Below are 26,039 nucleotides of genomic sequence, written 5' to 3'. Positions count from 1 at the left end.
TCCCGCCGAAAGGCGCGAACGCCGACTCGACGCGTCGGCGTTCGCGCCTGTCATCAGTTCCTGACGCTTTGAGGTGCGGCGCCGACCGGTTGCGGTGCGACCATCGCGGGCCGTCTGGCGGGCATGCCCAGGGCGGCGAGCACGCCGATGAACGCGAGTGCGGTGACCGCCTTCATCGCGGCCGTGAAGCCGTCGCTGAACTCCGCGGGCGAGGAGTAGCCCCCGGCGGCGGCGAAGACGGCGACCGTGACCGCGGTGCCGAACACCCCGCCGAAGATCCGCAGCATCATGAAGGCGCCGGACGCCTGGCCGATCTCCCGCGGCTGCACCGCTCCGACCACCGACTTCTGCGCCGCGGGCATGGCCATGGTCAGCCCGACCCCGCTGACGATCATCGGGGGGAGCAGCTCGACGTAGCCCGTGCCGGTCCCGGCGACCAGGGCGATCCAGCCCATTCCGAGGGTCTGGAGCAGTAGCCCGCCGACCACGAACGTCCGGTCGCCGTACCTGTCGGCCAGCGCGCCGGCGATCGGCGCGCACACCATCAGCGTCGCGGTCCACGGCATCAGCCGCAGGCCGGCGCCGAGCGGCCCCTCGCCCAGCACGGTCTGGAAGTACTGCGCGATGAAGAACAGCGTCCCGTAGAGGGAGGCGAAGACGAAGAAGTTCGCCGGGTTGGCCGTGGCGAACGCCCTCAGCCGGAAGAACCGCATCGGCAGCATCGGCGCCTTCGCGCGCCGTTCCCAGAGCACGAACGCGATCACGAGCACGGCGCCGAGCACCAGCGCGCCCACCACTTCGGCGCTGCTCCAGCCGGCCGGATTTCCACGCACCAAGCCCCAGACGATGCCGAACGCGCCCAGGGTCACCAGCACCACCCCGCCCAGGTCGAACCGGGTGTTCGGGCCGGCGCTCTCGGCCACGCGCCGCGTCGTGAGCACGATCGCGATCAGGCCGAGCGGCAGGTTGATCCAGAAGATCCACTGCCAGGCCAGCCCCTCGGCGATGGCGCCGCCGACGAACGGCCCGCTGAACGTCGCCAGCCCGGTGAGGCCCAGGTACAGCCCCATCGCCTTGCCGCGCTGCCGGGGCGGGAACATCGCGCTGATCAGGGTGAGCGACAGCGGGAGCACCATCGCGGCGCCGGCGCCCTGCAACGCCCGGGACGCGATCAGCGTGCCGATGTTCGGGGACAGGGCGCAAGCCACCGACGCGAGGGTGAAGATTGCCAGCCCGCCGACGAACATTCGCCGGCGTCCGAACCGGTCGCCCAATGCCGCACCGGTCAGCAGCAATACCGCGAACGTCAGATTGTAGGAATTGACCGTCCATTCAAGTGATTCGAGCGATGCCGTCAGGTCCTGCCGGATCGTGCTCAGTGCCGTCGTCACGACCAGGCTGTCCAGAGCCATCATGAACGACGCCAACGAGGCGAGGCCCAACACCCATGCCTGCTTGGACGTCATTCGCCCATCGTCAGTACTCACGTTTCCCCTTCGACTCAAAATTGGTGGAAACCGGCTGGCTCGATCGCGGAGTTCAGTCGCGGAGTTCAGTCGCGGAGCGAGCGCGGCAGGCCGAACACCGCCAGCAGCGAGTTGTCCAGGAACCGCGTCACCGCGGTGACCCGGTCGCCGGCCAGGGTCAGCACGATCACGCCGTGCGCGTGCAGGAGGGAACTCCGCGGATCGCGCACATAGCAGCCGAACGCCGGCTGGCCGTTCGCCCGCGTCGGAATCAGCACATACCGGCGGCCGCCGCGGAGCGCGACCGTCACCAGGAAATGCCGGATGGCCTCCGGGCCCTGGTATTCCAGCGGCAGCGGCGGCATCGTCAGCCACGCGTCGTCCGTCAGCAGCGCCACGACCGCGTCGACGTCCCCCGCCTGGAACGCGCGGGCGAAATCGTCCACGATCCGGCGTTCTCGCGGCGAGTCCGGCAGCGGGGCGCCGTCCCGCTCCGGCAGCTCGTCCGCCAGCGTGCCCCGCGCCCGTTTCAGCGCGCTGGTCACCGCGTTCTCGGTCGTGTCGAGAATGGCCGCGACCTCGGCGGCCCGGAATCCCAGCACGTCCCTCAATACCAAGACGGCCCGTTGCCTCGGCGGCAATTGTTGCAACGCCGCCAAGAACGCAAGCGACACCGACTCCCTGGCCTCGTACCGCGCCTCCGGTCCGGGCATCTCGTCGACGATGTCGTCGAGCAGCACGTCGGGGTACGGCTCCAGCCAGCTCGGTTCCGCTCTGCGATGCGATGGCTCGGGCAACGGGACCTCCGGCCGGTACCCCGCGTACTCGTGCGGACGGCGTGCGCCGGCCCGGAGCGCGTTCAGGCAGCGATTGGTCGCGATCCGGTAGAGCCATGTCCGTACCGCCGCGCGTTCCTCGAAGTCGCCGATCCCGCGCCATGCCGCCAGCAGCGTCTCCTGCACCAGGTCCTCGGCGTCCTGCACCGAGCCGAGAATGCGGTAGCAGTGCACCTGGAGCTCACGCCGGTACGGCTCCACCAGCCCGCGGAACGCCTCGCCGTCGCCGGCCCGCGCCAGCGCCAGCAGTTCTTCGGCCGGACGCCGAGCGTTGCCGCGGGCATCGGTCTCCCTTGCCGGCGGGATTCCTCGCATGCCGGCTCCTTCCTCCTGGTGGCGTCTCTCACTTGGATAGACACCGCCGGCACTGGAAAGTGGTCGCCCGGCGCGGCGCGAGGCTCAGTCGTCGACGATGCCGTCGCGCAGGGCCTCGCGGTAGAGGGCGATCCGGGTCGGCGCCTCGCGTCCCGCCTTGGCGTACTTGTCCCGGGCCCGGTCGAGGTACTGCTTGACGGTGTGCTCGCTGATCCCCATCTGGCGGGCCACCGCGGCGCGGGTGAGGCCGCCCAGCCACAGCCGCATGCTGCGCAGTTCCTGCTCGGAGAAGCTCGGCCGGTCGTGACCGGTGGCGGCGAGCATCGCCCCGGCCTGCGAGGGGGTGGTGTAGGTCTCGCCGCCGGCCACCGCCAGGATGGCCTCGATCAGGTGCCGTCGCCCCTCGCCGGCCTCCTTGGAGATGTAGGCGCGGGCCCCGGCCGTCACGGCGCGGTGGACGACGTGGTGCTCGGCGTACTGGGAGAACACGACGATCCGGCGACCGGCCCGCGCGAGCGCCGCGATGCGGTCGAAGACCATCTCGCCCTCGATGCGCAGGTCGATGACCAGCACGTCGGCCGTCGCCGCCGGCCCGGTGCCGAGCTCGTCGAGATCCGTGCCGACATGCACGATCTCGACCCGGCGGCCGGGATCCTCGGCGATCCAGTTCTGGACGCCGGAGAGCACGACGTCCTGGTCGTCGATGACGGCGATGGTCACGGTCCGTCCCATGCGGCCTCCACCCACAGCAGGTCTCCATCGCGGTCGCTGGTGACGTTGACGCCCGCCGCCCGCCCGCTCGAACGGGCCGCCGCGGGCACGAGGGCGTCGCCGTCGACGAGCACCGAGACGCTGACCTGGCCCGTCGTGCCGGACACCACGGTGACGCGCGCGTTCTCGCGGACGCCGGTCAGCACGGCCAGCGGGACCTCGGCGATCGCCGCGGCGACCTCCTCGCTCATCGGTGGCACCTCGCCGACCTGGGCGAGGTCGACGACGGCGCCGCGGCGCATGGCCTCGTCGATGCTGGTCCGCAGGAGGCGCAGTAGCGGGTCGGGGACGTCGTCGCGTTCGGTCAGCAGCTGCCGCAGCATGGCCTCCGCCGTGGCGCACCGGTGCCGGACGGCCGGGTCGGCGGGATCGGCGGTGCCGTCGGACAGGCCTCGCAGCACCCCGGCGATCAGCATGCGCACCTCCAGGTAGCGGTCCTGCCGGGCCGCCGCGACCTCGGCGATGACGGTCTCGCGCGTCGCCATCTCCCAGCGTTCGGCCGCCGCCTCGGCGGCCATGCCGCCGCTGAACCGGAACACCCGCGCGCCGGCGATGAGGGCCAGCTGAATGCTGGCCGACGCGTACAGCAGGGTGATGAAGCCGGCGACGGCCTGCCGGTCCAGCTCTCCCTCGGCCGTCAGCGCCACGACGATGATTCCCGCGTTGAGGGCCAGCAGCGACACTACTTCGCGGACCGGCCGGTGCAGCAGGAGCAGGACGCCGATCAGCCCGACCGACGTCCACGCCCAGTTGATCCTCAGCTGCTCGGGGCCGGGGCAGTTGACGGCCATCGCGACCCCGGTGGCGAGGTCCAGCGCGGCCAGCGACCAGGTCAGCGCGGGACTCCACCTCCTGCGCAGGAGGAGCACCGCGCCGCACACGATGATCAGCAGTTCGGCGGCCCAGACGGCCACCGCCGCCGCCGGGGACCGGTACCGGTCGTAGTAGGCCAGGACCGCCGTGCCGACGGAGACGACCTGCCACAGGGCGACCGCGGTCACCGTGGCGATGTCGAAGGCCCGGTTGAAGCGCACGGCGAACGGGCCGGCGGGCGCGCTGCCGGCCACCGGGCCGGCCACGCGGTCAGCCACGGGTCCACCGCAGGGTGACCACGGTCCCCTCGTCCGGGCGGGACCGGACGGTGGCGATCCCACCGGCCATCGCCATGCGTTCCACGATCGAGTTTCTGATGCCGCGCCGCGCGGCGGGGACGCGGGAAGGGTCGAACCCGCGGCCGCGGTCGGCCACCTCCACCCGGACGGTGTCGCCGCACGGCTCCACGCCCACCGACGCGTCCGGCACACCGGCGTGCGCCGCGACGTTGCGCAGGGCCTCCCGGACCGCGTCGCCGATCGCCGAGGCGACGGGTTCGGGGACCTCGATGCGCGGCTCACCGGATCCGCGTTCCCCGGCGACGCGTTCCCCGGCGACGGTGAGATCGCACGACAGCGCCGGCCGCAGCTGGGCGATCAGTCCCTCCAGTCGTTCGACCAGGTCGGCCACCGGTGCGCCGGCGGCCGGCGGCGACGGGGAGAACTCCTCCATGACCTGGAGCGCCTGGCGCGCGCCCTCGCGCAGGCCCGGCGAGCCGGCCTGAAGGGCCCCCGACGCGATCATCGTGAGCGGCGCGAGCACCGAGTCGTGCATCTGCAACCGGTGGTGGCGCTCGTCCACCCGGCGGGCCGCCTCCAGCATGGCCCGCCGCCGCTCGCGGTCGCGGGCCGCGACGATGGCGTCGGCGCGCCGCCCGCCGCGGCGCATCAGCCACATCATCGCGCTCACCACCGCGGCCTGGACGAACAGGACGCGGACCTGGCTGGTCGACTCCTGGACACCGGTCAGGTAGGCGGCGATGACGACCGCCGCGTACGGCAGCGCCACGACCGGGCGCAGCGCGAGCTGCGCCACGTAGATGGCGGTGCTGGCCAGCATGATCGCCCAGGTGGTCTCGTCGACGACCATCGAGCCGGGAACGATGCGGTCCTGGACGAGCATCGCCAGCGCCACCAGCGCGGTGTCGGCGGTGATCAGCGGCAGCCCCAGCCCGCGGCGGACGGCGACCACGCTGAAGAACGCCGCCCACGCCGCCAGCCCGCCCAGCACGGCCACCTGCCAGCCGCGGGAGATCCCGGTGCCGTCACCGACGGCGGCGGCGACGCAGGCCGCCGCGACCCCGCCGCAGCGCAGCGCGATCGCGAATCGGAGCACGGTGCGCGCCAGCGCGTAGCCGGAAGGGCCGGCCGGGTCCGTCGAGGTCCAGCGGCGGCTCGCTTCGGTCATCGATCACGTCGGAGGTCGTGCGCGCGAATGCGGCATGGCACGGCGATACCGGTTCTCCGTCCTCGCTAATCCGGGGGCCGGATGTCAAGACCCCCGTACGGCTGACACTCAATTGTGGGTCATGACAGGCCCGATCACCAGTTGCAAAACTCGGACTTGATTCGCGATGGAGGTGCGCATTGCAGGTGATGGAGGTCATGTTCCGTACCCCGGCTGAAGTGCTGAACCTCGGAACCGTAGTTGTTTCCTCGATGGCCGGCCCGTCGATTGAGGCGGATCGCGCAAAGCGGCTGATCAGACGGTGCGATCCGGAAGTCGTGCTCCTCCATCTGTCTTGCGGCGGCTCGGGAAGGGCCTCTCAAGGCAGGTACGACAACTCCTTCGGCGCCGGTGACTTCGTTCTCTGCGACAGCGGCCGGCCACCGCGGATGCGGCACGTCGCGGCCACCGAGGTCTCCCGGCTCATCCTCGTGAAAATCCCCAGAGCGCCGTTGCAGGCCCTCGTTCCGTCGATATCGGGACTGCTCGCGGTCCCGTTCAACGGGCGGCAGGGCATGGGCGCGGTGCTGTCGCGCTACCTCGACGAACTCGTCCGCAACGCGCACGCCTATCGCCCGTCGGAGGCGGCCAGCCTGGGCCGGGTCACGCTCGATCTGATCGCGACGACGTGCGCGCACCAGCTGGCCGACGACGCCCGGCCACTGGTCGCCCATCAGGAGGAACTCCTGGCCGGCATCCGGGAGTTCATCGAGCGGCATCTCGCCGATCCGGCGCTGACTCCCGGCGCCATCGCCGCCGCGCACCACATTTCCACCCGGCATCTGCACAAACTCTTTCAGGCAAAGGGCGAACTCAGCGTCGCCGCGTGGATTCGCCATCATCGCCTCGAACGCTGCCGCCGCGACCTCGCCGACCCCCGGCTGGCCGAACTCTCCGTTTGCGCCATCGCGTCGCGCTGGGGATTCACCGACGCGGCGCACTTCGGGCGGCTGTTCCGCAAGGTAATGGGCCGCTGCCCCACTGACTATCGGAAGCTGCATCTTGACGCCGAGTAGCGCGCGATGTCATGGGCCCGGTACGCCGATCCCGAAATCTCATCACTGGTCGAGTGCGGGATTCGGCGCGATGCCACCCCGGCGAAGACTCCGGAGAGGACAACTCTTCGAGAAAGGCTTCGCCATGTCGTCCAACGGAAACCCGGCCGTGCCGCCGGCCGACGCCGGGCCGGACCGCCGCCGCTGGGTGGCGCTGGTGTTCATCTGCCTGGCCCAGCTGATGATCGTCCTCGACATCACCATCGTGAACATCGCGCTGCCCTCGGCCCAGCAGGATCTGGACATCTCCGACGGTGACCGGCAGTGGGTCGTCACCGCCTACACCCTGGCGTTCGGCAGCCTGCTGCTGCTCGGCGGGCGGATCGCCGACTACACGGGGCGGCGCCGGTCGTTCGCGATCGGGCTGGCGGGGTTCGCGCTCGCCTCGGCGCTCGGCGGGGCGGCGCCCGGCTTCGGCACGCTGCTGGCGGCCCGCGCGCTGCAGGGCGTCTTCGCCGCGCTGCTCGCGCCGGCGGCGCTGTCGCTGCTCACGGTCAACTTCAGCCGCACCGACGAGCGCGCGAAGGCGTTCGGCATCTTCGGCGCCATCGCGGCGGGCGGCGGGGCGATCGGCCTGATCCTCGGCGGCCTGCTCACCGAGTACCTCGACTGGCGCTGGTGCATGTACGTCAACGTGGCCATCGCGGGCGTCGCGGCGCTCGGCCTGCCCCTCATGCCCGCCGGCGAGCGCACGAAGGAGCGCGCCCGGTTCGACCTGCCCGGCGTGGTCGTCGCCGTCCTCGGCCTGCTCGCCGTGGTCTACGGGTGCAGCATCGCGGAGGAGGACGGCTGGGACTCCGGCACCGTCCTCGGCCTGCTCTCGGCGGGGGTCGTGCTGCTCGCCGTCTTCGCCGTGGTGGAGACGCGGGTCTCGCGTCCGTTGCTGCCGCCCGGGGTGGTGCTCAGCCGGACGCGGGGCGGCGCGTTCCTCGCCGTCGGCCTCGGGATCATCGGCATGTTCGCGACGTTCCTGTTCCTGACGTACCACATGCAGATCGTGATGGGGTACTCGGCGTTGAAGGCCGGGTGCGCGTTCCTGCCGATGACGGCGGCGGTCCTCGTCGGCGCGGGCGGCGTGGCCACGCGCCTGCTGCCGAAGGCGCCGCCGCGCGCGCTCATGGGTCCCGGCCTGCTCATCGCGTCCGGCGCGCTGGGCTGGCTGACGGTGCTCGACGCCGGCAGCTCGTACGCCGGGACGCTGCTGCCCGCGATGTGCCTGCTCGGCTTCGGCATGGGGCTGGTGATGCCGCCGGCGATGAGCTACGCCACGCACGGGGTCGGCGAGGCGGAGGCCGGCGCGGCGTCGGCCACCGTGAACACCATGCAGCAGATCGGCGGCTCGATCGGCACGGCGCTGCTCAACACCGTGGCGACCAGCGCGACCGCCGACCACCTGGCGGGCCGCCCCCAGAGCCCGGCCGTCCTGCGCGAGGGCCTGGCGGACGGCTTCGCGACCGGCTTCGGCTGGGCCGCCGCGATCGTCTGCACGGCCGGTGTGATCATTCTTCTGGTGATGAACACCCCGCGTCCGGCGCCCGGAGCGGCCGACGAGATGCACCTCCCCGTCCACGCGGGCTGACCGCGGCCGTCCGCTCGCGCCGCGTCGAGGCGGCGCGAGCGGAGGCCTGCGGTCAGCGCAGAACCGTGCGGATGAAGAACTCGGCGTGACGCAGCGCCCGGTCCACGGCGGCCCGGCGCTGCTCAGGCGTGGCGTCGTTGTGCAGCCAGAGGAAGCGCGACTGGCCGACGGGGGCGAGCAGCGCGTAGGCGAGCTCGTCCGCGGTGCCGAGCCCCGCACGGACGTGCCCGCCGGCCTCCCAGCCCTCGATCACCTCGGCGAGCCGGTGGACCGAGCCCTCGATGGCGCCGGTCACGGACGGGTCGTGCGCCATGCCGTCCCGGGCCATGAGGCTCATGAACAGGCGCGCGTCGGCGGTGTCCCACAGCTCCATCAGCTGCGTGATCAGGGCGCGGACATAACCGGCGGGATCGTTCGCGACGGGCGCCGGGGACAGGTCGTCCATGACGATCGCGGCGCCGTGCGGTCCCAGCCGGGCGAGCGCGGCCTCGAACAAGGCCCGCTTGCTGGGGAAGTGCGCGTACAGCACGCTCTCGCTGAGCCCGACGGCACGCGCGACCGCCCGGATGGACGTTCCCGCGTAGCCGTGCTTGGCGAACAGGTCGAGCGCTGCGCGTTCCAGAGCGGCCTTGGTGTCGCCCGCCTCGCTCTTCGGCGGCCGTCCACGGCGCCGCGGCGGGTCGGTGTTCGGCTCAGCCATCGGCACTCCAGGTCTCCGGCAGGTCGAGGCGCCGCAGCTGGATCCGTGACGTGACGCCGAGCTTGGGGAACGCCTTGTACAGGTGGTAGCCGACGGTGTGGGGGCTCAAGGACAGCCGGACGGCGATCTCCCGGTTGGACGCGCCGGTCGCGGCGAGCCGCACGACCTGGAGCTCCTGCGAGGTGAGCCGCCCGGACGGGCCGCCGGGGCCTGACCGGGCCGTCCGCTCGCCCGTCGCGTCCAGCTCGCCGCGCGCTCGCCCGGCCCACGGCAGAGCGCCCCTCTCCGCGAAGACGGCCGCGGCCGCCCGCAGGTGGGACCGGGCCTCGCCGCGGCGTCGCCGCCTGCGCAGCCACTCGCCGTACAGCAGCTCTGTCCTGGCCCGCTCGAACGGACGGCGGTCCGAGGGGTGCGTGCTCACCGCGGTTTCATAGGCACGGCCCGCGTCCTCGCCTGTGGCGAGCAGGGCGCGGCATCGCAACGCCACGGCCTGCGCCCAGGGCTGCCCGGTGTGCTCCGCGAACTCGGTGAACCTCTCGGCCGCCGGAACGGCCAGCTCCCGGTGGCCCGCGCGAACGGCGGCCTCCACATGGTCGGGCAACGCGAACACGGCGGGCAGGACGTGCGAGGCAGGTCCCTCCTGGAGTGCCCTGAGCCGGTCGAGGGCGGCCTGGGGCCGGCCGCGGCCGAGCTCCAGCAACGCCCACGCGGCCGTCACCCATCCCTCCACGGGCCGGCTGCCGCTCGTCGTGGCCCAGCCGATCTTCTCCGCGAGCGCGGCGACGCGGTCCCCATCACCCTCGGCGGCGGCCAGCCAGGCGAGCAACCCGGTCAGATACCCGGCACGGTGGGCCGCACGAGAGCCACCGGCCGCCTCCAGCGCCTCGCCGGCGAGCCTGCGGGCGCCCGTGTGGTCGCCTTGGACGAGCCGGGACAGCACCACCATCTGCATCGCGTCGGGCAGGAGGACGGCGGAGTCATGTCCCCGGCAGTCCTCCAGGAGCCGCGCCGCGAGCCGGGCCCCGACCGCGTCGTCGCCGATCGCGTGCGCGGCGAACACCATCGTCACCTTGATCGCGGGCGGTTCGTCCATCGCGCCGGGGGCGGCCAGCCCGGCGCGCAGCTCCGGGACGGCCGTGCCAGAGTCGGCGGCGTAGAACCCGGCGAGGGCGCGGACCCATCGGGCGCGTCCGGCGAACGCCGCGTCGAGATGGCGCTCTTCGTCCAGCACGGCGGCCGCGGCGAGCAGCGCGTCGTGGTCGGCGCCGTAGCCGGCTCCGAGGACGGCGTCACCGAGCAGCCGGGAGACGAGCACGGCGTCCCCGGCGCGGCGCGCGCCGTCCAGCAGGATCGTCCCGGCGAGCCGCGGTGACCCGCGCTCGCGTTCGACGGCGGCCCGCACCTCGGCGACGGCCGCCAGGTCACGGGGATCGCCGGTGCGGCCCGCGGCCCGGGTGGCGGCGGCCTCGGCCCGGTCGAGCCGGCCGAGCCCCGCCCAGGCGCGCGCCGCCGCCACGAGCCGCCGCCCTTCCCCGTTTGCTTGGGGAGGCGTGAGCCGCGCGGCCCGCTCGTAAGCGTTCGCTGCGGCCTCCAGGTCACCGTGCCGCCGGGCCTCGTCGCCGGTATTCTCGAGCGACTGCGCAGTGGCCTCGTCGGGGCCGAGAACGCCGGCCGCCAGATGCCGGGATCTCTGCTCGAACCCGCCCGCGGTCTCGGCGAGCGCCCGGTGGGCCGCGAGCCGGGACGCCAGCGGAGCCGCGCCGTAGGCTGCGGAACGGGCGAGGGGATGCCGGAAGCCGATGGACGCGCCGGTGATCGCCAGCAACCCGTCCCGCTCGGCGGATGCGAGAACCGGCCGACGATGCCCGAGGGCCTCCAGGGCACGCAGCACCGTGCCGAGATCGCCGGTGTCGTCCGCGGCGACGACCGTCAGAGCCTCGCGCGCGGGCTCGGGGAGCCGCTGGAGACGATCCTGGAAGGCCCATCGGAAAGGCACGTCTCGTTCCTGGCCGGGCGTGACCGTGTGTGCGCCGAGTCGTTCGAAAGCGGCGGCCAGTTCGAGCAGCGCGAGGGGGTTGCCGGCCGCCTGGCCGAGAACGCGGGCGCGGACGTCAGGCGGCAACCCGCCGGCTCGCTCGTCCAGCAGAGCCTCGGCGTCGGCCCTTCCAAGCGGGGCCAGGCGCCACTCGGCGGACGGGAACGGAGAAGCGTCCCCGTCAGCCGCCAGCACCAGCGCGATCCGTTCGCCGCCGAGTCGCCGCGCGGCGTCCGCCAGCGCGTCCGTGGAGGCCTGGTCCAGCCACTGCGCGTCGTCGACCAGGCAGAGCAACGGCCCGGCTTCGGGCAGACCGGCGAGCAACGACGCCACACCAACAGAAGGGCGGTCGTCCGGCGGAGGGTCCGTCTCGGACGCGACGCCCCGCACGCGCAATACGCGGCCATCCGCAGCGAAGCGGGCGGCGCGCTCAAGCAGGACGGACTTGCCGATCCCCGCCTCGCCGCGGACGACCAGCGTCCCGCCGAGGCCGAGGCGGGCCCGGTCGACCAGCGTACGGATCTCCGCCAGGCACCCGTTCCGCCCGTACAAGACCGGAGCCGTCATGACGCCCTGCCTTCCGGCATCCGGGCCGCGGGCTCGTCGAGGACGAACCGTGCCAGTTCCAGCCGGGACGCGACGCCCAGCTTCGGGAACGCCTTGTTCAGGTGGTAGCCGACCGTGCGGTGGCTCACCGAGAGCCGGGCGCCGATCTCCCGGTTGGAGGCGCCGGCCGCGGCCAGCCGGACGACCTGGAGCTCGTGCGGGGAGAGCCGGCCGAGCCGGTCCCCGCCGGACGCGGCCGCGGGCTCGCCGGAACCGGCGGCCCGCAACTCTGCGCGGGCCCGCTCGGCCCACGGCTCGGCGTCCAGGTGCTCGAACAGTTCCACCGCGCTGCGCAGCCGAACCTGCGCCTCGTCCCGGCGCCGCTCGCCGCGCAGCCACCGGCCGTAGAGCAGGTCGGTCCGGGCTCGTTCGAAGGGCCGGCCGCCCTTTCGATGCAGCCGGACGGCGCGTTCGAAATGCTCGCCCGCCTCCCCGTCCGGGGCCAGCAGCGCCCGGCAACGGGACGCCACGGCCTGCGCCCAGGGCTTCCCGCACGCCTCCGCGAACTCAGCGAACGCGTCGGCAGGCCCCTGCCCCTCACCAGGCGTCCCCGCGGCGACGGCCGCCGCCACCACGTCGGGCAGGCTCTCGACGGGCAGGTCGCGCCGCCCGAAGACCCGCTCAGGCGTGCCACTGATCAGATCGAGGAGCACAAGCGCCTCAACGGCCCACGAACGCGCCGGCACGTCGTCCCCGACCGCCGGAACGGCCAGGGCGCGGGCTCGATCGAAGTCGCCCCGGGTGGCGGCGAGGCGGGCGTCGAGGGCGTCCAAGCGCGCGAGCAGGCGGCGCGAGCCCGCCCGGCGCGCGAGGTGACGTCCCTCGCCGATCAGGGCACGCGCCTCCCTGTGCGCGCCCCGCATGAGCTGCGCCCGCGCGAGCAGCGGCAGCACGCGGGCCAGCAGACCCGTCAAGCCCCGCCCGCGCAGTTCCAGGACGTGCAGCGCCGCCACGTCCACCGCCGCCTCGTCGTCTCCGACGAGCAAAGCCGCGTCTGCGACGTACGGACGCAATCGCGGCGGACAGCGGTCGGGACGCCACCCCGCAACGTCACACAGCAGCCGCAGGCCAGTCGCGGTGTCGCCTTCGGCAGCCGCCGTCCACGCCCGGACAACGACGAGATCACCACTTTCCAGAGCCCCGTCGGCAAGCGCCCGGCCCGCCTCACGCAGCGCCTTGAGATCACCGCAAGTGCGAGCGGCGTCAGCCGCGTCCACCGGCATACCGGCGGCCGTCAAAAGGCGTGCCGCGAGGCTCGCGGACCCGACCTCGTACTCCGCGCGGCCGCGCACGGCGGCGGCCCGGAGCCGCACGGCGGCATCGGCCGTCACCGCCCGCGCTGCGAGCAAGCGTGCGCTGCGGGGCTTCCCTGCGGCCAACGCGGCCTCCGCAGCCGCCACAAGCCGCCCGCCGGTATCACCGAACGACGCCGCGCGCTCGCAGGCCTCCGCAGCGGCAGCGTGACGGCCCAGGTCGCGGAGGCGCGCGGCGGTCGCCTCCAGTTCGGCGGCCATCTCCGCATCCGTGGCGTGCGACGCCGCCAGGTGCGCCGCCTGCCGCCGGACGTCACTCTCGCGCGCGAACACCCTGGCCAGCGCACGATGCGCGGCCTTCCGCACCTCCGGCGGCGCACCCCGATAGGCGGCGGCGCGAAGCAGCGGCTGACGGAAACGAACGGCCGCGCCGACGTCGAGGACACCCGTCCGTTCGGCAAGGTCCAAAGCATCGCCGGGAAGGCCCATGGCTCTCGCCGCGTCCGCGATGACGGACGTCCTGCCGGTGTCATCAGCGGCCGCCACCACGGCAAGGGTCCGGACCGGGCGTGGCAACGACGCGACATCCGCCGCTCGCCCCTGCGCCTTCCCGCCCACACCCAAATACTAATCGATCGATTATTTTTTGGGGCACGCCGCTCACACGGGTTGCTCGTCGGCCGGTCAGATCTCTCGCATGATCCGGTGGAGGAACGCCGTCGTGTCGTCGGGCTGCGCGGCCAGGACGCAGAGGCGGTACATGACCTGCTGGTAGTGCTCGACGTCGGCCGGCCTGTCGAGGTAGAGCCCGCGTGAGAGCGTCTCGAGATACACGGCGTCCGCTGTCTCGGGCGCGGGAAAGCGCAGGAGGGTGAGAGCGCCCCCCGCGGCGACGCCCGCGCTCAACGGCATGATCTGGATGGTGATGTGCCGCAGCCGGCTCATCTCGATGAGATATGCGAGTTGCTGCCGCATGACGGCACTGCTGCACCGTCGCCTCAGCGCCCCTTCGTCGATCACGACCCACAGCCGGCAGGGTTCGGATCCGTGCAGGATCCGCTGCCGTCGCATCAGGAGATCGACTCGCCTGGTGATGCCGTCACGGGAAACGCCCGGGTATTCGAACCGCAAGGTGGCACGGGCATAGTCCGCGGTCTGCAGAAGCTCCGGGACGGCATGGAGCTCATAGCCGCGAATGAGCCGGGCGGCCCCCTCCAGCTCCAGGCACAGCTTCGCTTTGGCGGACAGAAGATCGTTCCAGGCGGCGCCGGGGAGCTCGTCCCGAGAGTCTCCATGATCGATGAGACGCATCCACGCGTCGGTCCGGGTCTCCTTCACCAGCACCTGAACCGGGTGGTAGCGCTCGGCCCCGGCCGCCGGGGTGTGCTGGATGACCTCTTCGAAGAACCATCGTGAACTGATCAACGCCACGGCCGTGGGGGAATCGGCCAGGCCGGCCTTGAGCTGAGGGGTCTCCAGCAGCCGGAAGGTCAAGTTGATCGCATTGCCGACCACACCGTACCGGTCGTAGTGCACCTCGCCGGCGTGCACCGCCAGCCGCAGCCGGATCCGGGTCTGCGGGGTGCACTTCCGGTTGTGCGCGGCCAAGGCCATGGCCAGCTTCTGGGGGAACGAGGTCACTAAGTAGCTCTTGGGCACTTCGGGCGAGACCAGGACCAGGACGCCATCGCCGCGATCTTCGTGATAGCACTCCCGCCAGGACACTCCCGACCCGGCGCAGGCATCCGTCAGCGCCTGATACATGGCGGCCCTCACCGCGCCCTGGTCGAAGTTCCTCCGGCGCCGGTCTCCGAAGCCCTCCACGTCGATACACACGATCGTGCGATGCATGGCGGGCGACATGTCCATGTCCCGGCTCCCCTGGCGGGTGGCGAAGCAGGCGGCCTCTGCAGACTCGGGTTGTATCATCCAGCAAGCGACCGTGCAAATGCAAGGCCGAATGCACGTCCAAATGCATGTGCACGCCGTCTGGCGGACGAATCGCCCAGGCCGGTATGAGCGGCCCGGGCGAGATGATCAGCTTCGGCCGGAGAGCGTGTTCAGAGCCGCTCTCCGCCGTGGAGTGTCAGGGGTTCAGGGCTTGTTCGATGGCCTTGATGATGCGGGGGCGCAGTTCGGCGGCGCTGATGATGGCGTCCACCGAGCCGACCTCGACCGCGCGCTGGATGCTGTGGACGCGGTCGAACTCGGTGGCGACCTCGCCCAGCTTCTCGGCGCGGACGGACGACTGCACTTCGGCGAGCTGAGCGTTCAGTGCGGCTCGTTCGGCGCCGCTCGTGCCCGACACCTGGGCCTGCAGTTCGGTCACCCGCGGGTCGGTCGCGGTGCGGTTGTTCACCTCGCCGGAGAACACCACCGCGGCCGCCGGGGCGCCGCCGAGCACCGAGGCGAACGAGCCTTCGAGGGCCAGCACGGTCATGTTCGGGTTGAGCGCCTTGGAGAAGACCACGAACGCGCCGCCGTGGTAGCGGGAGATGACGCAGAACACGATCGGGCCCTCGAAGTTGACGATCGCCCGGCCGATCTCGGCGCCGTACTCCAGCTGCAGCTTGCGCATCGACTCCGGTGAGCCGTCGAAGCCGGAGAGGTTCGCGAGGACGACGAGGGGACGGTTGCCGGACGCGGCGTTGATCGCGCGGGCCGTCTTCTTGGAGGAGCGCGGGAAGAGCGTGCCGGCGGTGTAGGTGTCCGGGCCGTCGGTGGGCGGGAAGCCGCGCCGCGGGACCGAGCGCGACTCGATGCCGATCAGGCAGACCGGCCATCCGCCGATGTGCACGTCCTGCACGGCGGAGGTCTCGGCGTCGGCCATGCCCGCCCAGCGTTCGAGGACGGGGTGGTCCTGGTCGGACAGGGCGCGCATCACCGTGCGGATGTCGAACGGCTTCTTGCGGTCCGGGTTGTGCTCCGCGGAGAAGATCTCGCCGACGGTACTGAAGTCGCTGCCGGCGATCGCGTGCGGGAAGTCCGAGACGTCGCGGTCGGCCGGGTCGGCCGTGGCGGCCTTCCGCGGGGCCGTTTCCCCGGGGACGACGTAGGTGTGGTCGTAGTGCGCCATGAGGACGTCGCGGGCGGCGGGCAGGCTGGGCGCCCAGTACTGCGCCTGGCCGTTCGGCCCCATGACGCGGTCGTAGCCGCCGATGCCGAAGTTGTCCTCGGCCGACACGCCGCCGGAGAAGTCGAGCGACTGCTTGCCGGTGAGCACCATCGCCGAGTCGGGCGTCATCACGAGGATGCCCTTGGTGTGCATGAGCATCGTCGCCTCGGCGTTCCAGTACGGCTGGGCGCCGACGTTGATCCCGGCGACGACGATGTTGATCTCGCCGCCGTTCTGGGTGAACGTGACGATCCGCTTGAGGGCGGCCGCGACCCAGTCCATGTTCTCGGTGCCCGAGCTCATCGAGATCCGGGCGCCCGCGGAGAGGGCGAACCATTCGAGGGGGACCCTCATCCGCTCGGCCAGGTCGAGCGCGGCGATCACCCTGGAGCACTCCGGCTCGGACAGCGCGCCCAGCGCCTTGGTCGGGTCGCCCAGCAGCACGACGCGGGTGACGCCTTCGGGATGCCGCTCGGTCAGGGTCGTGACGACGCCCGCCACGATCGCCGCGGAGTTCTTCCCCCTCGGCCGGTCCACCGGGACGAGGACGCCGTCATCGTCGAGGTCGTGCTCGACGAAGCCGCCGCCCGGCCCGGCGAGCAGGCCCGTCAGCTCGTACGGGTAGATGTTGCCGCGCCGGGCGGCGCGCAGCACCTTCTGCCGGTAGTCGTCCAGGGGCCGCACCGGCTCGGTCGACGGCCCGGCGATGTGCATGCGCGGGCCGTGGCCCGGCTCCTGGGTGATCCGTACCGCGATCTCGGTCAGCGCGCCGGCGGGGGTGCGCCGGCGGGCGACGAACTGGACCTCCTCCAGGCCCGCGCCGGCGATGGTCGGCAGCAGGCGCTGGATCAGGGCCTTGAGCTCGTCGACGGTGAGGTCGGTCGGCGGCCAGACGTACATCATGATCCGGTTGGTGTCGAACCGCTTGTTCTGCGGCCGCTGCGCCTGGATGTTGCGGATCGCGTCCAGGCACCCGGTGAACACGTCCTCGGCCACGGGCAGCGCGACCAGCCTGCCGTCGGCCTCGCGCACCGGCGTCAGGTCGCGGACCTGGCCGAGCGCGATGAGCCGCTCGTCGGCCGGGTTGCTCTTCGCGACGGCCTTGAACAGGTAGATCTCCTCGTCCGCGGACGGCAGCCGGGTGAGGTCGAAGTCGCGCAGCCGCTGCAGCTGGAGGCGCTGCGCGATCTGCGGGTGCAGGCCGCGGATCAGCCGGTCCTCGGCGAAGCCTTCGCCGTCGGGCCGGAAGGTGAAGTGGTGGTGCATCACGGCGCCGCTGGCGGCGGTGACGGTGGCGGTGATCCGGCGGACGCCCGCGGGCAGCGGCTGCTCGGCGAGGAGCCGCCCGAGCCGTACCGCCATCTCGTCGGCGTCAGGCTGGTCTTCCCACGTGATGTAGAGGTCGGCGACGAGCCCGCGGTCGGGGACGCCGTCGGCGAACGCGACGACGGCGCCGATGGCGTCGGGCAGCGCGGCGATGTCGACGCCGGTCGTGACGACGCGTCTCACCTCGCCCGAGCCGGTGTGCTCGGCGGTGACGAACGGGCAGCCCGCGGTCTCCCGCGCGGTGACGTCCGTCAGCCAGCGGTTGCCGTAGTAGCGCCGGGTCAGCACTTCCAGGAGCGGCGCGTGGTCGCGGCCGAGCCGGCCGATCCGCTGGCCGATGAGCCGGACCAGCGGCTCGGAGCTGGCCACCATGGCCTGGATGCGCTCGGCGCGGTCGGGCGCGTCCGGGTTGCGGTCGAGGTAGCGCAGGTCTTCGCGCACCGACAGGTAGACCTTGGCGCGGTTGCGGCGCATCACGGGCTGGGTGAACCAGCGGAACACGACACCTCGGGCCAGGTCGGCCACCGAGGGGAACCGCACCTGCGTGGCCTCGATCAGGTGCTCGAGGGCGGGCCCGGCGCGCTCACCGAACTCCTCGAACGGCGGCACCCCGACCAGCCACTGGCGCAGCACCTCCGACACGATCGCGACGCCGGCGCCCATCTGCTGCTGGGCCAGGAAGATCCGGAAGACCGCGGCCTCCAGCTCCGGCGTGCGGTCGAGGCCGTCGACGCCGTAGTGGGCGAAGACCTTGGTGAGGCCGGCCTGGAATGCCTCGGTGACTCCGGCGCGCTCGACGTCGAGGCTCTGCAGATAGCTGTGGAAGAACTCGCGCGGGCTGTGCACCGGGCTGCCCGGCTCGGCGTCGAGCTCGCCGCCCGGCTTGTTGCGGCTGAGCTCGGACAGGTCGGCGAACACGTCGAGCAGGTCGAGCTCGCCTTGGAGCGGCCGTCCGGCCAGCTCGGCGCGCGCGGTCACGTAGTCCGCCAGGACCCGCCGGCGGTGGTCCGGGTCGGCGTCGAAGCCGAGCAGCAGGCCGCGCAGGTCACGCAGGCAGCGTTCGGCGCGTTCGGCCGCGGACGCCGCCGCGGGCGCCTCGGGCAGGTCGATCGGGACGGCCTCGGCGGCGGACTCTGCCTCCGCCTCGTCCTCGTCGGCCAGCGGCTCCAGCCGCATCAGCGGCGCGCCGGTCTCGACCTGGCCGCCCACCGACACCGGGCACTCCCGGACGCGGGCGCGGAACGGCGCGCGCAGCACCGTCTCCATCTTCATGCTCTCCAGCACCAGGATCGGGGCGCCGGCCTCGACCTCGTCGCCGGGCGCCACCGGCGTCGCGACCACCAGCGCGGGCGCGGGCGAGCGGACGACCCCGCCCTCGTCGCGGCTGATCCGGTGCGTGACGCCGTCGACCTCGACCAGGTGGACCGGTCCGTGCGTGGCCGACACCAGCCGGAACCGGCGGCCGTTGACCACGATCTGGCCGCTGTGCGCGTCGAACCGTTCCACCTCGACGTCCGCCGGGTGCGCGTCGCCGCCACCGGAGACGCCGACGCGGAAGCGGCTCGGCCCGACCCGGGCCACGCTCACCCGGTAGCCGACGCCGCGCAGCTTGAGGTCGAGCGGGCGGCCCGGGTCGTGCTGCACCTGCGGACGCCCGCCGTGCGCGGTGGCCAGCAGCCGCTGCCGGCTGATCTCCTCCTCGTCCTGGTACGCCTCGATCGCGGCCGCGGCCAGGGCGACGGCGGAGTGCCGGTGGGCGACCAGGCGGCCCTCGGCGCGGACGCGGTCGATCCAGCCGGTGTCGGCGCTCGCGTCGATCACCTCGGGCTGGTCGAGCAGGTCGAGCACGAAGCTCTTGTTGGTCGCGCCGCCCTCGATGATCACCGTGGTGTCGGCCATCGCGCGGCGCAGCCGGCCCAGCGCCTGCTCGCGGTCGCGGCCATAGGCGATGATCTTCGCGATCATCGAGTCGAAGTCGGCCGGGATGGTGTCGCCCTCGCTGACGCCGGTGTCGACGCGGATGCCGGGCCCGGCGGGCAGCACCAGGCGCGCGATGCGGCCGGGAGCGGGCGCGAAGTCGCGGTCGGGGTCCTCGGCGTTGAGCCGGGCCTCGATGGCGTGGCCGGCCTCCGCGGGCTGGAGCCCTTCGAGCCGGCCGCCGTTCGCCACGTGCAACTGCAGCCGGACCAGGTCGGTGCCGGTGGTGATCTCGGTGATCGGGTGCTCGACCTGCAGCCGCGTGTTGACCTCGAGGAACGCGAACAGCTTCTCGCCGGGGTGGTAGAGGAACTCGACGGTGCAGGCGCCGCGGTAGCCGACGGCCACGGCGAGGCGCTCGGCCGACGTCTTCAGCTCGGCGGCCTGCTCGGGCCCCAGGACCGGGGACGCGGACTCCTCGATGATCTTCTGGTTGCGGCGCTGCACCGAGCAGTCGCGGACGCCCAGCGCCCACGCGGCCTCCCCGTCGGAGATGACCTGGACCTCGACGTGCCGGGCGCCGGTGACCAGGCGCTCCAGGAAGACCACGCCGGAGCCGAACGCGCGCAGCGCCTCCTGGCTGGTGCGCTCGTAGGCGTCGGTCAGGTCCTCGTGCGAGGCGACCATGCGGATGCCGCGCCCGCCGCCGCCCGCGGTCGCCTTGAGCATCAGCGGGTAGCCGATCTCCGCACCGGCGCGCAGCGCGTCGTCCAGGGTGGCGACCTCGCCGCGGCTCCACGGCGCGACCGGAACGCCGACCTCCTCGGCGATCAGCTTGGCGCCGATCTTGTCGCCGAGCCGGCGCATCGCCTCGGCGCTCGGCCCGACGAAGGTGACGCCGATCTTGTCGCACAGCTCGGCGAACGCCGGGTCCTCGGCGACGAAGCCCCAGCCGACCCAGGCGGCGTCGGCGCCGGTCTCGGTCAGCGCGCGCTCCAGCACGGCGTGGTCGAGGTAGGGGCGGGCCGACGCGGGGCCCAGCGAGTAGGCGACGTCGGCCTCCCGGACGAACGTCGCGCCGCGGTCGGCGTCGGTGTAGAGGGCGACCGTCTCGATCCGCGCCCCGGTCTCCGCCGAGAGATCACGGACGGCGTGGATGAGCCGCATGGCGGCCTCACCACGATTGACGATGGCGACACGACTGAACACCGGCTGAGCCTCCCGACTACCCCGTGCGGACCGCGACGCCCGGCTCCCGGGCCGTCGCCTGCACCTTGATCTACACCCTGCTCGGTTACTGGCGGGTATACCAATGTCCCGCACCTTGCAGAGTGGAGCCGCTGGGTTGTGGGGGTCCTACAAACGGCACCGCACGCCGCTGGTCAGGAGGCAAGACCCTGCCGGCGGACCACGACGTCCGCCGGCAGGGATTTCGGGGTGTCAGCCGATGCTGATGTTGCAGTTGGCCTCGCCACGGTTGCGGATCTCGCCGAAGAACTCCTGGATGTCGGCGTCGTAGGCACCGGCGTGGCGGTTCTTGGTGTCGCCGCCGCCGACGCGGTGGCTGCCGATGGTGTAGCGGATGGTGCTGTGCGCCGGGCCGAACAGCAGATCGCAGGTCCAGGTGACGTTCCGCCACGCGATGAGCGAGTTGCTGGTCCTGCTGTCCATCGTCCAATTGCCATTAGAGCGGACGGTAAAGGTGACGTTGCCCTTGACCTTGTTCTTGCGGGCGCCGCTGTCGCTGCCGGTGAACTGAACGGTCTCGCCATTGTCGAGCACCGCCTTGACGGTGGCGTTCGCGAAGGCGGGCATGGGGCTGACCAGCACGGCGCTCGCGACCGCGGCCGACGCGACGATGGAAATCTGGCCGATCGTCTTTCGCATTTTCATCCCTTTCGGTCTGCCTTGGGAATTTCACCCTCGCAGCGGGACGGCGTGCCGGCATCGGGGCTGGCCCTCCGACACGGGAGGGATTTCCCTACGGGACGGTCAGATCGGCAGTACGGCGATGAGCCTGGTGCCCGAGCCGGGAGCGTCGCCGACGCTCAGAGATCCGCCCAGTGCGGAGACCCGGTCCTGGAGCCCCCGCAGTCCTGTTCCCTTGCCGGGCTCCGCCCCGCCGACCCCGTCGTCACTGACCGTGACGATCAGCCGGCGGGGCTCGTCGGCGACGTGGACGGTGGCCTTCCCCGCACGCGCGTGCTTGTAGACGTTGGCCAGCGCCTCGGCGATGACGAAGTACGCCGCGCGTTCGACATGGCCGGGCCACCGGCGGACCGGGACGTCGGCGACGACGGGGAGCGGGGCCCGCTCGGCGACGGTCTCCATCGCGACCGCGAGGCCCTGCTCGGTCAGCGCGGGAGGGCAGATGTCCTCGGCGACGTCCCTGAGGTCCCGGATGACCTCGCGCATCATGCCGGAGATGGTCTCCAGGTCGCGCGCCGTCGAGTGGCCCGCGTCGGCGAGATGGTCGCGGGCCTGGCCGAAGCAGAGCGCGATGGTCAGCAGCTTGTGCTGGACGCCGTCGTGCAGGTCCCGCTGGATGCGGGCCCGTTCCGCGTCGGCGGCGACCACGACCCGGGCCCGCGAGTCGCGGATCTGTTCGAGCTGGGCGTGCTGGGCGGCGTACAGGCGCGCGTTGTCCAGCGACAGGCCGGCCGCGGCCACGACGGAGTCGACCAGCGTGCGCTGCCGGTGCAGTTCCGGATCGTGGAGGAGCACCGCGAGGACCCTGCCCTGGCGGGCCACCGCGGTGCGCGCGCGGCCGGCGTCGGCCGGCAGCGGTGCCGGCCTGCCGTCGACCCCGACGTAGCCGGTGCCGTCCGGGAGCGGGAACCGCAGGTCCAGACCGGGATCGCCGAGCGCGCGGGCGATGGCGGACCGCACCTCGGCGGGCTCGACCGCCTTGTCCAGCCGTACGACCAGGTCGGCGACCTCGAGACGGGCCAGGCGGGTGCGCAGCAGGCCCGCCGCGACCGCGACGGGCAGGACGAGGACGCTCAGGATGAACGCGAGCCCGAGGCGCTGCCGGTCCAGCCAGCCGACCCCGATCAGGTAGAGGGCGGCGGAGGCTGCGATCACCAGTCCCACGCCGAGGACCGAGGCCCAGACCAGGGCGTACTCCCGGCGCCCGGGCCGGCCCGCCCGCCGCCACTTGCGCACGACCTGCGCGATCGAGACGACGGCGAACAGGATCATCATGGTGTTGCCCAGCCGTCCCCAGGCCGAGACCGGCTGCGGGTTGTCGCCCCACATCTCGGGCTGCGGCGAGCCCGCATACAGCAGCTGGATCACCTGGAGCCCCACGGCGGTGACGTACTGGGCGGCCACGTTCACCCGCTCGTCGCGGGCCAGCCGGCCGTCGGGCAGGGCGAGCACCATGTGGACGAAGGTCACGAGCGGGACGAAGAACAGCACGTACCCCAGCCGGAACACGATCGGATCGTGACTGGCCTGCAACGTCCCCGCGTACCAGACGCACCCGACGACGGCCATGCGCGGCCCGATGCCGTTCCCGCGCCGCCGCAGGCTCAGCACCAGGCCGCAGACCGTGAACGAGACGCCGGGCAACTCGACCAGGAGCCAGGCCGACATCCCGTACGGCGCGTCACCCCAGGTGAGGGCATTGACGACGAGCGCGACGAGGACCCCGGCCACCGCGAGCGAGATCGCCCGTGCCCGGCCGCCCCGCGGGCCGGCGCTTAGGGTGTCATCCGATGACACACCGATATTCTCCGTCGGACGATCACGCCGCCCGGGCCCCTGACCGCTGTCGGCCAGCCAGGGGCGCGCCGTGCGGCTGGTGATCGCGGACGACTCCGGGCTGCTCCGGCAGATCCTCGCCGAGACCCTGACCCGCCGGGGCTTCGAGGTGATCGGCCAGGCGGGATCGCTGCCCGAACTCCTGCGCGTGGTCGCCGCCGACCCGCCCGACCTCGTGATCCTGGACATCCGCATGCCGCCGGATCAGCGCGACGAGGGCCTCCAGGCGGCCGCCCGGATCCGGGCCGGCCATCCCCGGACCGGTCTCCTGGTCCTCTCCCACTACGCCGAGACGTCCTACGCGGTACGGCTGCTGGAGATCGCGACGGAGGCGGTCGGGTACCTGGTCAAGGACCGGGTGCAGGACACCGATCGTCTGGTCGACGCCGTGGTGCGCGTGGCGAGGGGCGAGGTGGTCATCGACACCGAGGTCATTCACCGCGTCATCAGCCGCCACCGCGCGGTCGACCCCCTCCGCGACCTGACCGCCAGCGAGAAACGCGTCCTGGAGCTCATGGCCGAGGGCCGTTCCAACAACGCGATCGCCGGCGAGATGAACTACAGCCACAAGACCGTCGAGAAACGCATCACCGCGGTCTCCCGGAAGCTGGGCCTGCCCCAGGACGACGAACGGTCCGGCGTCAACATCCGCGTCCTGGCCGTCCTGACCTACCTGCGCAACTCCTGAACCATCAGGCCATCCCGGCGTCCTGTCGGTCAACGGGGCCCGGTTCGCCCGCGGCGACCCCTCGGCCCTCAACCGGCTACTGCTGCCGTACGGAGGTTGAGGGTTCCGGTGGATGCTTGGACGAGGGCGGTGAAGAGGGACTGCTGGGCCGGGTCGGTGGCGGCCGTGTCCTCCGGGTGCCATTGGACGCCGAGGAACCAGCCGGTCGCCTCCGGAAGCCCGGCGGCCTCGATCGTTCCGTCGGCTGCCCGTGCGGTGACGGTCAGGCCGGACCCTAGGCGTTCGATGGTCTGGTGGTGGTAGCAGGACGCGGTCAGCTCGGACGCGGTCTTCGCGAGCAGTGAGCCGGGCTCGGCTACGACTCTGTGGACGACATGGCGGTGGTCGGCTTCCATGTGCTGCCGCAGCGTTCCGCCAAGGACGACGTTCACGACCTGCAGGCCGCGGCAGATCGCCAGCATCGGGAGCCCGGCGGCCAGGGCGTGTTCGGCGACGGCCAGGTCGAAGGCGTCCTGCTCGTCGTCCACGTCGTACAGGGCGTCGTGCTCATTGGCGTCGCCGTAGTGGCGGGGGTGCAGGTCGCCGCCGCCCGGCAGCAGCACCCCGTCGCAGCGGGCCAGGCGTTCGGCGACCTCGGCGGCCGGATGCATGATGAACGGTTCGCCGCCGCCTCGCCAGACCGCCTCGACCAGAGCGCGGGCGGCGACCTCGGCGGCGTAGCGCAGTGCCGAGGCGCCGGCGGAGAAGCGGGCCGGGACGGCGATCAGCGGCCTCACAGCTTGATCCAGGTGGTCTTGAGGTCGAGGTACTTGCCGAGGGCGTGCAGTGACTTGTCCCGGCCGTGGCCTGACTGCTTGACGCCCCCGAACGGGACGCTCATGTCGCCTTCCTCGTAGCAGTTGACCCAGACGGTTCCGGCGCGGAGCGCGCGCGAGACCGTGTGCGCGGTCGACAGATCGGAGGTCCAGACGGCGGCGGCCAGGCCGTAGTCGGTGTCGTTGGCCAGCCGCACGGCCTCGTCGAGGTCGTCGAAGGCGAGGACCGACAGCACAGGGCCGAAGATCTCCTCCTTGGCGATCCGCATGGCAGGTTCTACCTGGTCGAAGACGGTCGGGCGGAGGTAGTAGCCGTCACCTGAGATCGGGGTGCCTCCGGCGCGCAGGCGGGCACCTTCGGCTTGACCGGCCTGAACGTACGACAGGACGCGGTCGCGGTGGCGGGCCGAGACCAGCGGGCCCATCGTGGTGGCCGGGTCGAGGGGGTCGCCGACCGCGAGCTTCTCGGCGCGGGCGACGATCCGGTCCAGCACCCGGTCGGCGACGGAGCGGTGGACGAGCAGCCGGGACGGGGCCGTGCACATCTCACCGGCGTTGAAGAAGACGCCCCAGGCGGCGGTGTCGGCGGCGGCGTCGAGATCGGGCGCGTCCGGCAGGATGATGTTGGGCGACTTCCCGCCCAGCTCCAGCCACACCCGTTTGAGGTTGGAGCCGGCCGCGTAGCGCAGGAAGTGGCGGCCGACCTCGGTGGAGCCGGTGAAGGCCAGCGTGTCGACGCCGGGATGCTCGCCGAGCGCCCGTCCGGCGATCTCGCCACGGCCGTTGACGACGTTGAAGACCCCGTCCGGCAGGCCCGCCTCGGCGGCCAGCGCGGCCAGGTGCAGGGCCGACAGCGGGGACTCCTCGGCCGGTTTCAGGATCACCGTGCATCCGGCGGCCAGTGCCGGGGCGAGCTTCCAGGCCGCCATGGTGAGCGGGAAGTTCCACGGGACGACCGCCGCGACGACCCCGACCGGCTCGCGGGTGACCAGAGCCAGGGAGCCGGCGTCCGTCCGTGGCGACTCGTCGACGAGCTTGTCGGCGGCCTCGGCGTACCAGCGCAGGCAGCCGATGACCGCGCGCAGCTCGATGCCGTCCGCCTCGGAGATCGGTTTGCCCATCTCCAGCGAGATCAGCAGGGCGAGCGTCCGGCGGTCGCGTTCGACGAGCTCGGCCAGGCGGAGGAGGGCGGCCTTGCGGCCGGCGGGGGCGAGCCGGGGCCAGGGCCCTTCGTCGAACGCCTTCCGCGCCGCGGCCACCGCGTCGTTGACGTCCGCCGGGCCTGCGGCGGCCACGTCGGCGATCGTGCGGCCGTCCCGGGGCGAGACGACCGGCGAGGTGGCGCCGTCGCGGCTCGGCACGAAGGCGCCGCCGATGTGGTGGCCGGTGCGCGGTGTCAGCCGGGCCGCCCGCTCGCGCCAGTCCTCGGTCACGGCCGCTCCATCCGGTAGAGTTCATTTGAGGCCAAACAATACCGA

The 26,039-nt window shown here is 72.5% G+C and carries 17 protein-coding genes; 3 read left to right on the top strand and 14 right to left on the bottom strand.

Annotated features, from left to right (window positions below; genetic code table 11):
* Positions 1 to 53: 53 nt before the first annotated feature.
* From ACGFNU_RS36000 to ACGFNU_RS35980, 5 genes are all read right to left on the bottom strand, one after another.
* Positions 54 to 1,466: an MFS transporter gene (locus tag ACGFNU_RS36000; RefSeq protein ID WP_392601039.1), complete on the bottom strand. Its 1,413-nt coding sequence runs from the start codon at positions 1,464 to 1,466 to the stop codon at positions 54 to 56.
* An 86-nt stretch (positions 1,467 to 1,552) separates the two neighbouring features.
* Positions 1,553 to 2,617, bottom strand: a complete 1,065-nt coding sequence (locus tag ACGFNU_RS35995; protein ID WP_392601038.1) for a sigma-70 family RNA polymerase sigma factor — start codon at positions 2,615 to 2,617, stop codon at positions 1,553 to 1,555.
* 84 nt (positions 2,618 to 2,701) lie between these two features.
* Positions 2,702 to 3,349 carry a response regulator gene (locus ACGFNU_RS35990; RefSeq protein WP_392601037.1) on the bottom strand — a complete coding sequence of 216 codons (648 nt, stop codon included), beginning with the start codon at positions 3,347 to 3,349 and terminating at the stop codon, positions 2,702 to 2,704.
* The gene (locus tag ACGFNU_RS35985) at positions 3,334 to 4,479 is read right to left on the bottom strand and encodes a hypothetical protein (protein ID WP_392601036.1); all 1,146 of its coding nucleotides are present in this window, start codon (positions 4,477 to 4,479) and stop codon (positions 3,334 to 3,336) included. Before ACGFNU_RS35985 ends, ACGFNU_RS35990 begins: the two co-directional genes overlap by 16 nt.
* Entirely contained in the window at positions 4,472 to 5,668 is a 1,197-nt protein-coding gene (locus ACGFNU_RS35980) for a sensor histidine kinase (protein WP_392601035.1), read from the bottom strand. The genes ACGFNU_RS35985 and ACGFNU_RS35980 overlap by 8 nt, the downstream gene beginning before the upstream one ends.
* A gap of 188 nt (positions 5,669 to 5,856) precedes the next feature.
* Here ACGFNU_RS35980 and ACGFNU_RS35975 point away from each other — a divergent pair, with 188 nt between their 5' ends.
* Together ACGFNU_RS35975 and ACGFNU_RS35970 are read left to right on the top strand one after the other, a co-directional pair.
* On the top strand, positions 5,857 to 6,723 hold the full coding sequence (locus ACGFNU_RS35975; protein WP_392601206.1) for a helix-turn-helix domain-containing protein: 867 nt from the start codon (positions 5,857 to 5,859) through the stop codon (positions 6,721 to 6,723).
* Between the two features lie 124 nt (positions 6,724 to 6,847).
* A complete protein-coding gene (locus tag ACGFNU_RS35970; RefSeq protein WP_392601034.1) occupies positions 6,848 to 8,341 on the top strand; it encodes an MFS transporter in 1,494 nt (497 codons plus the stop codon).
* Between the two features lie 52 nt (positions 8,342 to 8,393).
* Here the strand turns inward: ACGFNU_RS35970 and ACGFNU_RS35965 are convergent, their stop codons facing one another.
* The 7 genes from ACGFNU_RS35965 to ACGFNU_RS35935 all read right to left on the bottom strand — a co-directional run bounded on the left by ACGFNU_RS35965 (position 8,394) and on the right by ACGFNU_RS35935 (position 23,019).
* Positions 8,394 to 9,041, bottom strand: coding sequence for a TetR/AcrR family transcriptional regulator (locus ACGFNU_RS35965; RefSeq protein ID WP_392601033.1), 648 nt, complete (start codon positions 9,039 to 9,041; stop codon positions 8,394 to 8,396).
* Positions 9,034 to 11,643 (bottom strand): LuxR C-terminal-related transcriptional regulator, encoded by a 2,610-nt coding sequence (locus tag ACGFNU_RS35960; RefSeq protein ID WP_392601032.1) that lies wholly within the window; start codon positions 11,641 to 11,643, stop codon positions 9,034 to 9,036. Before ACGFNU_RS35960 ends, ACGFNU_RS35965 begins: the two co-directional genes overlap by 8 nt.
* Positions 11,640 to 13,481 (bottom strand): LuxR C-terminal-related transcriptional regulator, encoded by a 1,842-nt coding sequence (locus tag ACGFNU_RS35955; protein ID WP_392601031.1) that lies wholly within the window; start codon positions 13,479 to 13,481, stop codon positions 11,640 to 11,642. The genes ACGFNU_RS35960 and ACGFNU_RS35955 overlap by 4 nt, the downstream gene beginning before the upstream one ends.
* Before the next feature lie 138 nt (positions 13,482 to 13,619).
* Complete coding sequence (locus ACGFNU_RS35950; RefSeq protein ID WP_392601030.1) at positions 13,620 to 14,804, bottom strand: Scr1 family TA system antitoxin-like transcriptional regulator; 1,185 nt, start codon at positions 14,802 to 14,804, stop codon at positions 13,620 to 13,622.
* Between the two features lie 217 nt (positions 14,805 to 15,021).
* The gene (locus ACGFNU_RS35945; RefSeq protein ID WP_392601029.1) at positions 15,022 to 20,502 is read right to left on the bottom strand and encodes a biotin carboxylase N-terminal domain-containing protein; all 5,481 of its coding nucleotides are present in this window, start codon (positions 20,500 to 20,502) and stop codon (positions 15,022 to 15,024) included.
* A 231-nt stretch (positions 20,503 to 20,733) separates the two neighbouring features.
* Entirely contained in the window at positions 20,734 to 21,180 is a 447-nt protein-coding gene (locus ACGFNU_RS35940; protein WP_392601028.1) for a hypothetical protein, read from the bottom strand.
* A 105-nt stretch (positions 21,181 to 21,285) separates the two neighbouring features.
* Positions 21,286 to 23,019, bottom strand: coding sequence for a sensor histidine kinase (locus ACGFNU_RS35935; protein ID WP_392601027.1), 1,734 nt, complete (start codon positions 23,017 to 23,019; stop codon positions 21,286 to 21,288).
* 70 nt (positions 23,020 to 23,089) lie between these two features.
* Here ACGFNU_RS35935 and ACGFNU_RS35930 point away from each other — a divergent pair, with 70 nt between their 5' ends.
* Complete coding sequence (locus ACGFNU_RS35930) at positions 23,090 to 23,746, top strand: response regulator (protein ID WP_392601026.1); 657 nt, start codon at positions 23,090 to 23,092, stop codon at positions 23,744 to 23,746.
* A 68-nt stretch (positions 23,747 to 23,814) separates the two neighbouring features.
* Here ACGFNU_RS35930 and ACGFNU_RS35925 read toward each other — a convergent pair whose 3' ends face one another.
* On the bottom strand, positions 23,815 to 24,522 hold the full coding sequence (locus tag ACGFNU_RS35925) for a gamma-glutamyl-gamma-aminobutyrate hydrolase family protein (RefSeq protein WP_392601025.1): 708 nt from the start codon (positions 24,520 to 24,522) through the stop codon (positions 23,815 to 23,817).
* On the bottom strand, positions 24,519 to 25,994 hold the full coding sequence (locus tag ACGFNU_RS35920) for an aldehyde dehydrogenase family protein (RefSeq protein WP_392601024.1): 1,476 nt from the start codon (positions 25,992 to 25,994) through the stop codon (positions 24,519 to 24,521). The genes ACGFNU_RS35925 and ACGFNU_RS35920 overlap by 4 nt, the downstream gene beginning before the upstream one ends.
* Positions 25,995 to 26,039: the final 45 nt, after the last annotated feature.

The sequence above is a fragment of the Spirillospora sp. NPDC048911 genome (genome assembly GCF_043198015.1).
Lineage (GTDB): Bacteria > Actinomycetota > Actinomycetes > Streptosporangiales > Streptosporangiaceae > Spirillospora.
Note: the sequence above shows the minus strand (reverse complement) of the source record. Positions and strands in the feature narration are given on the sequence as shown.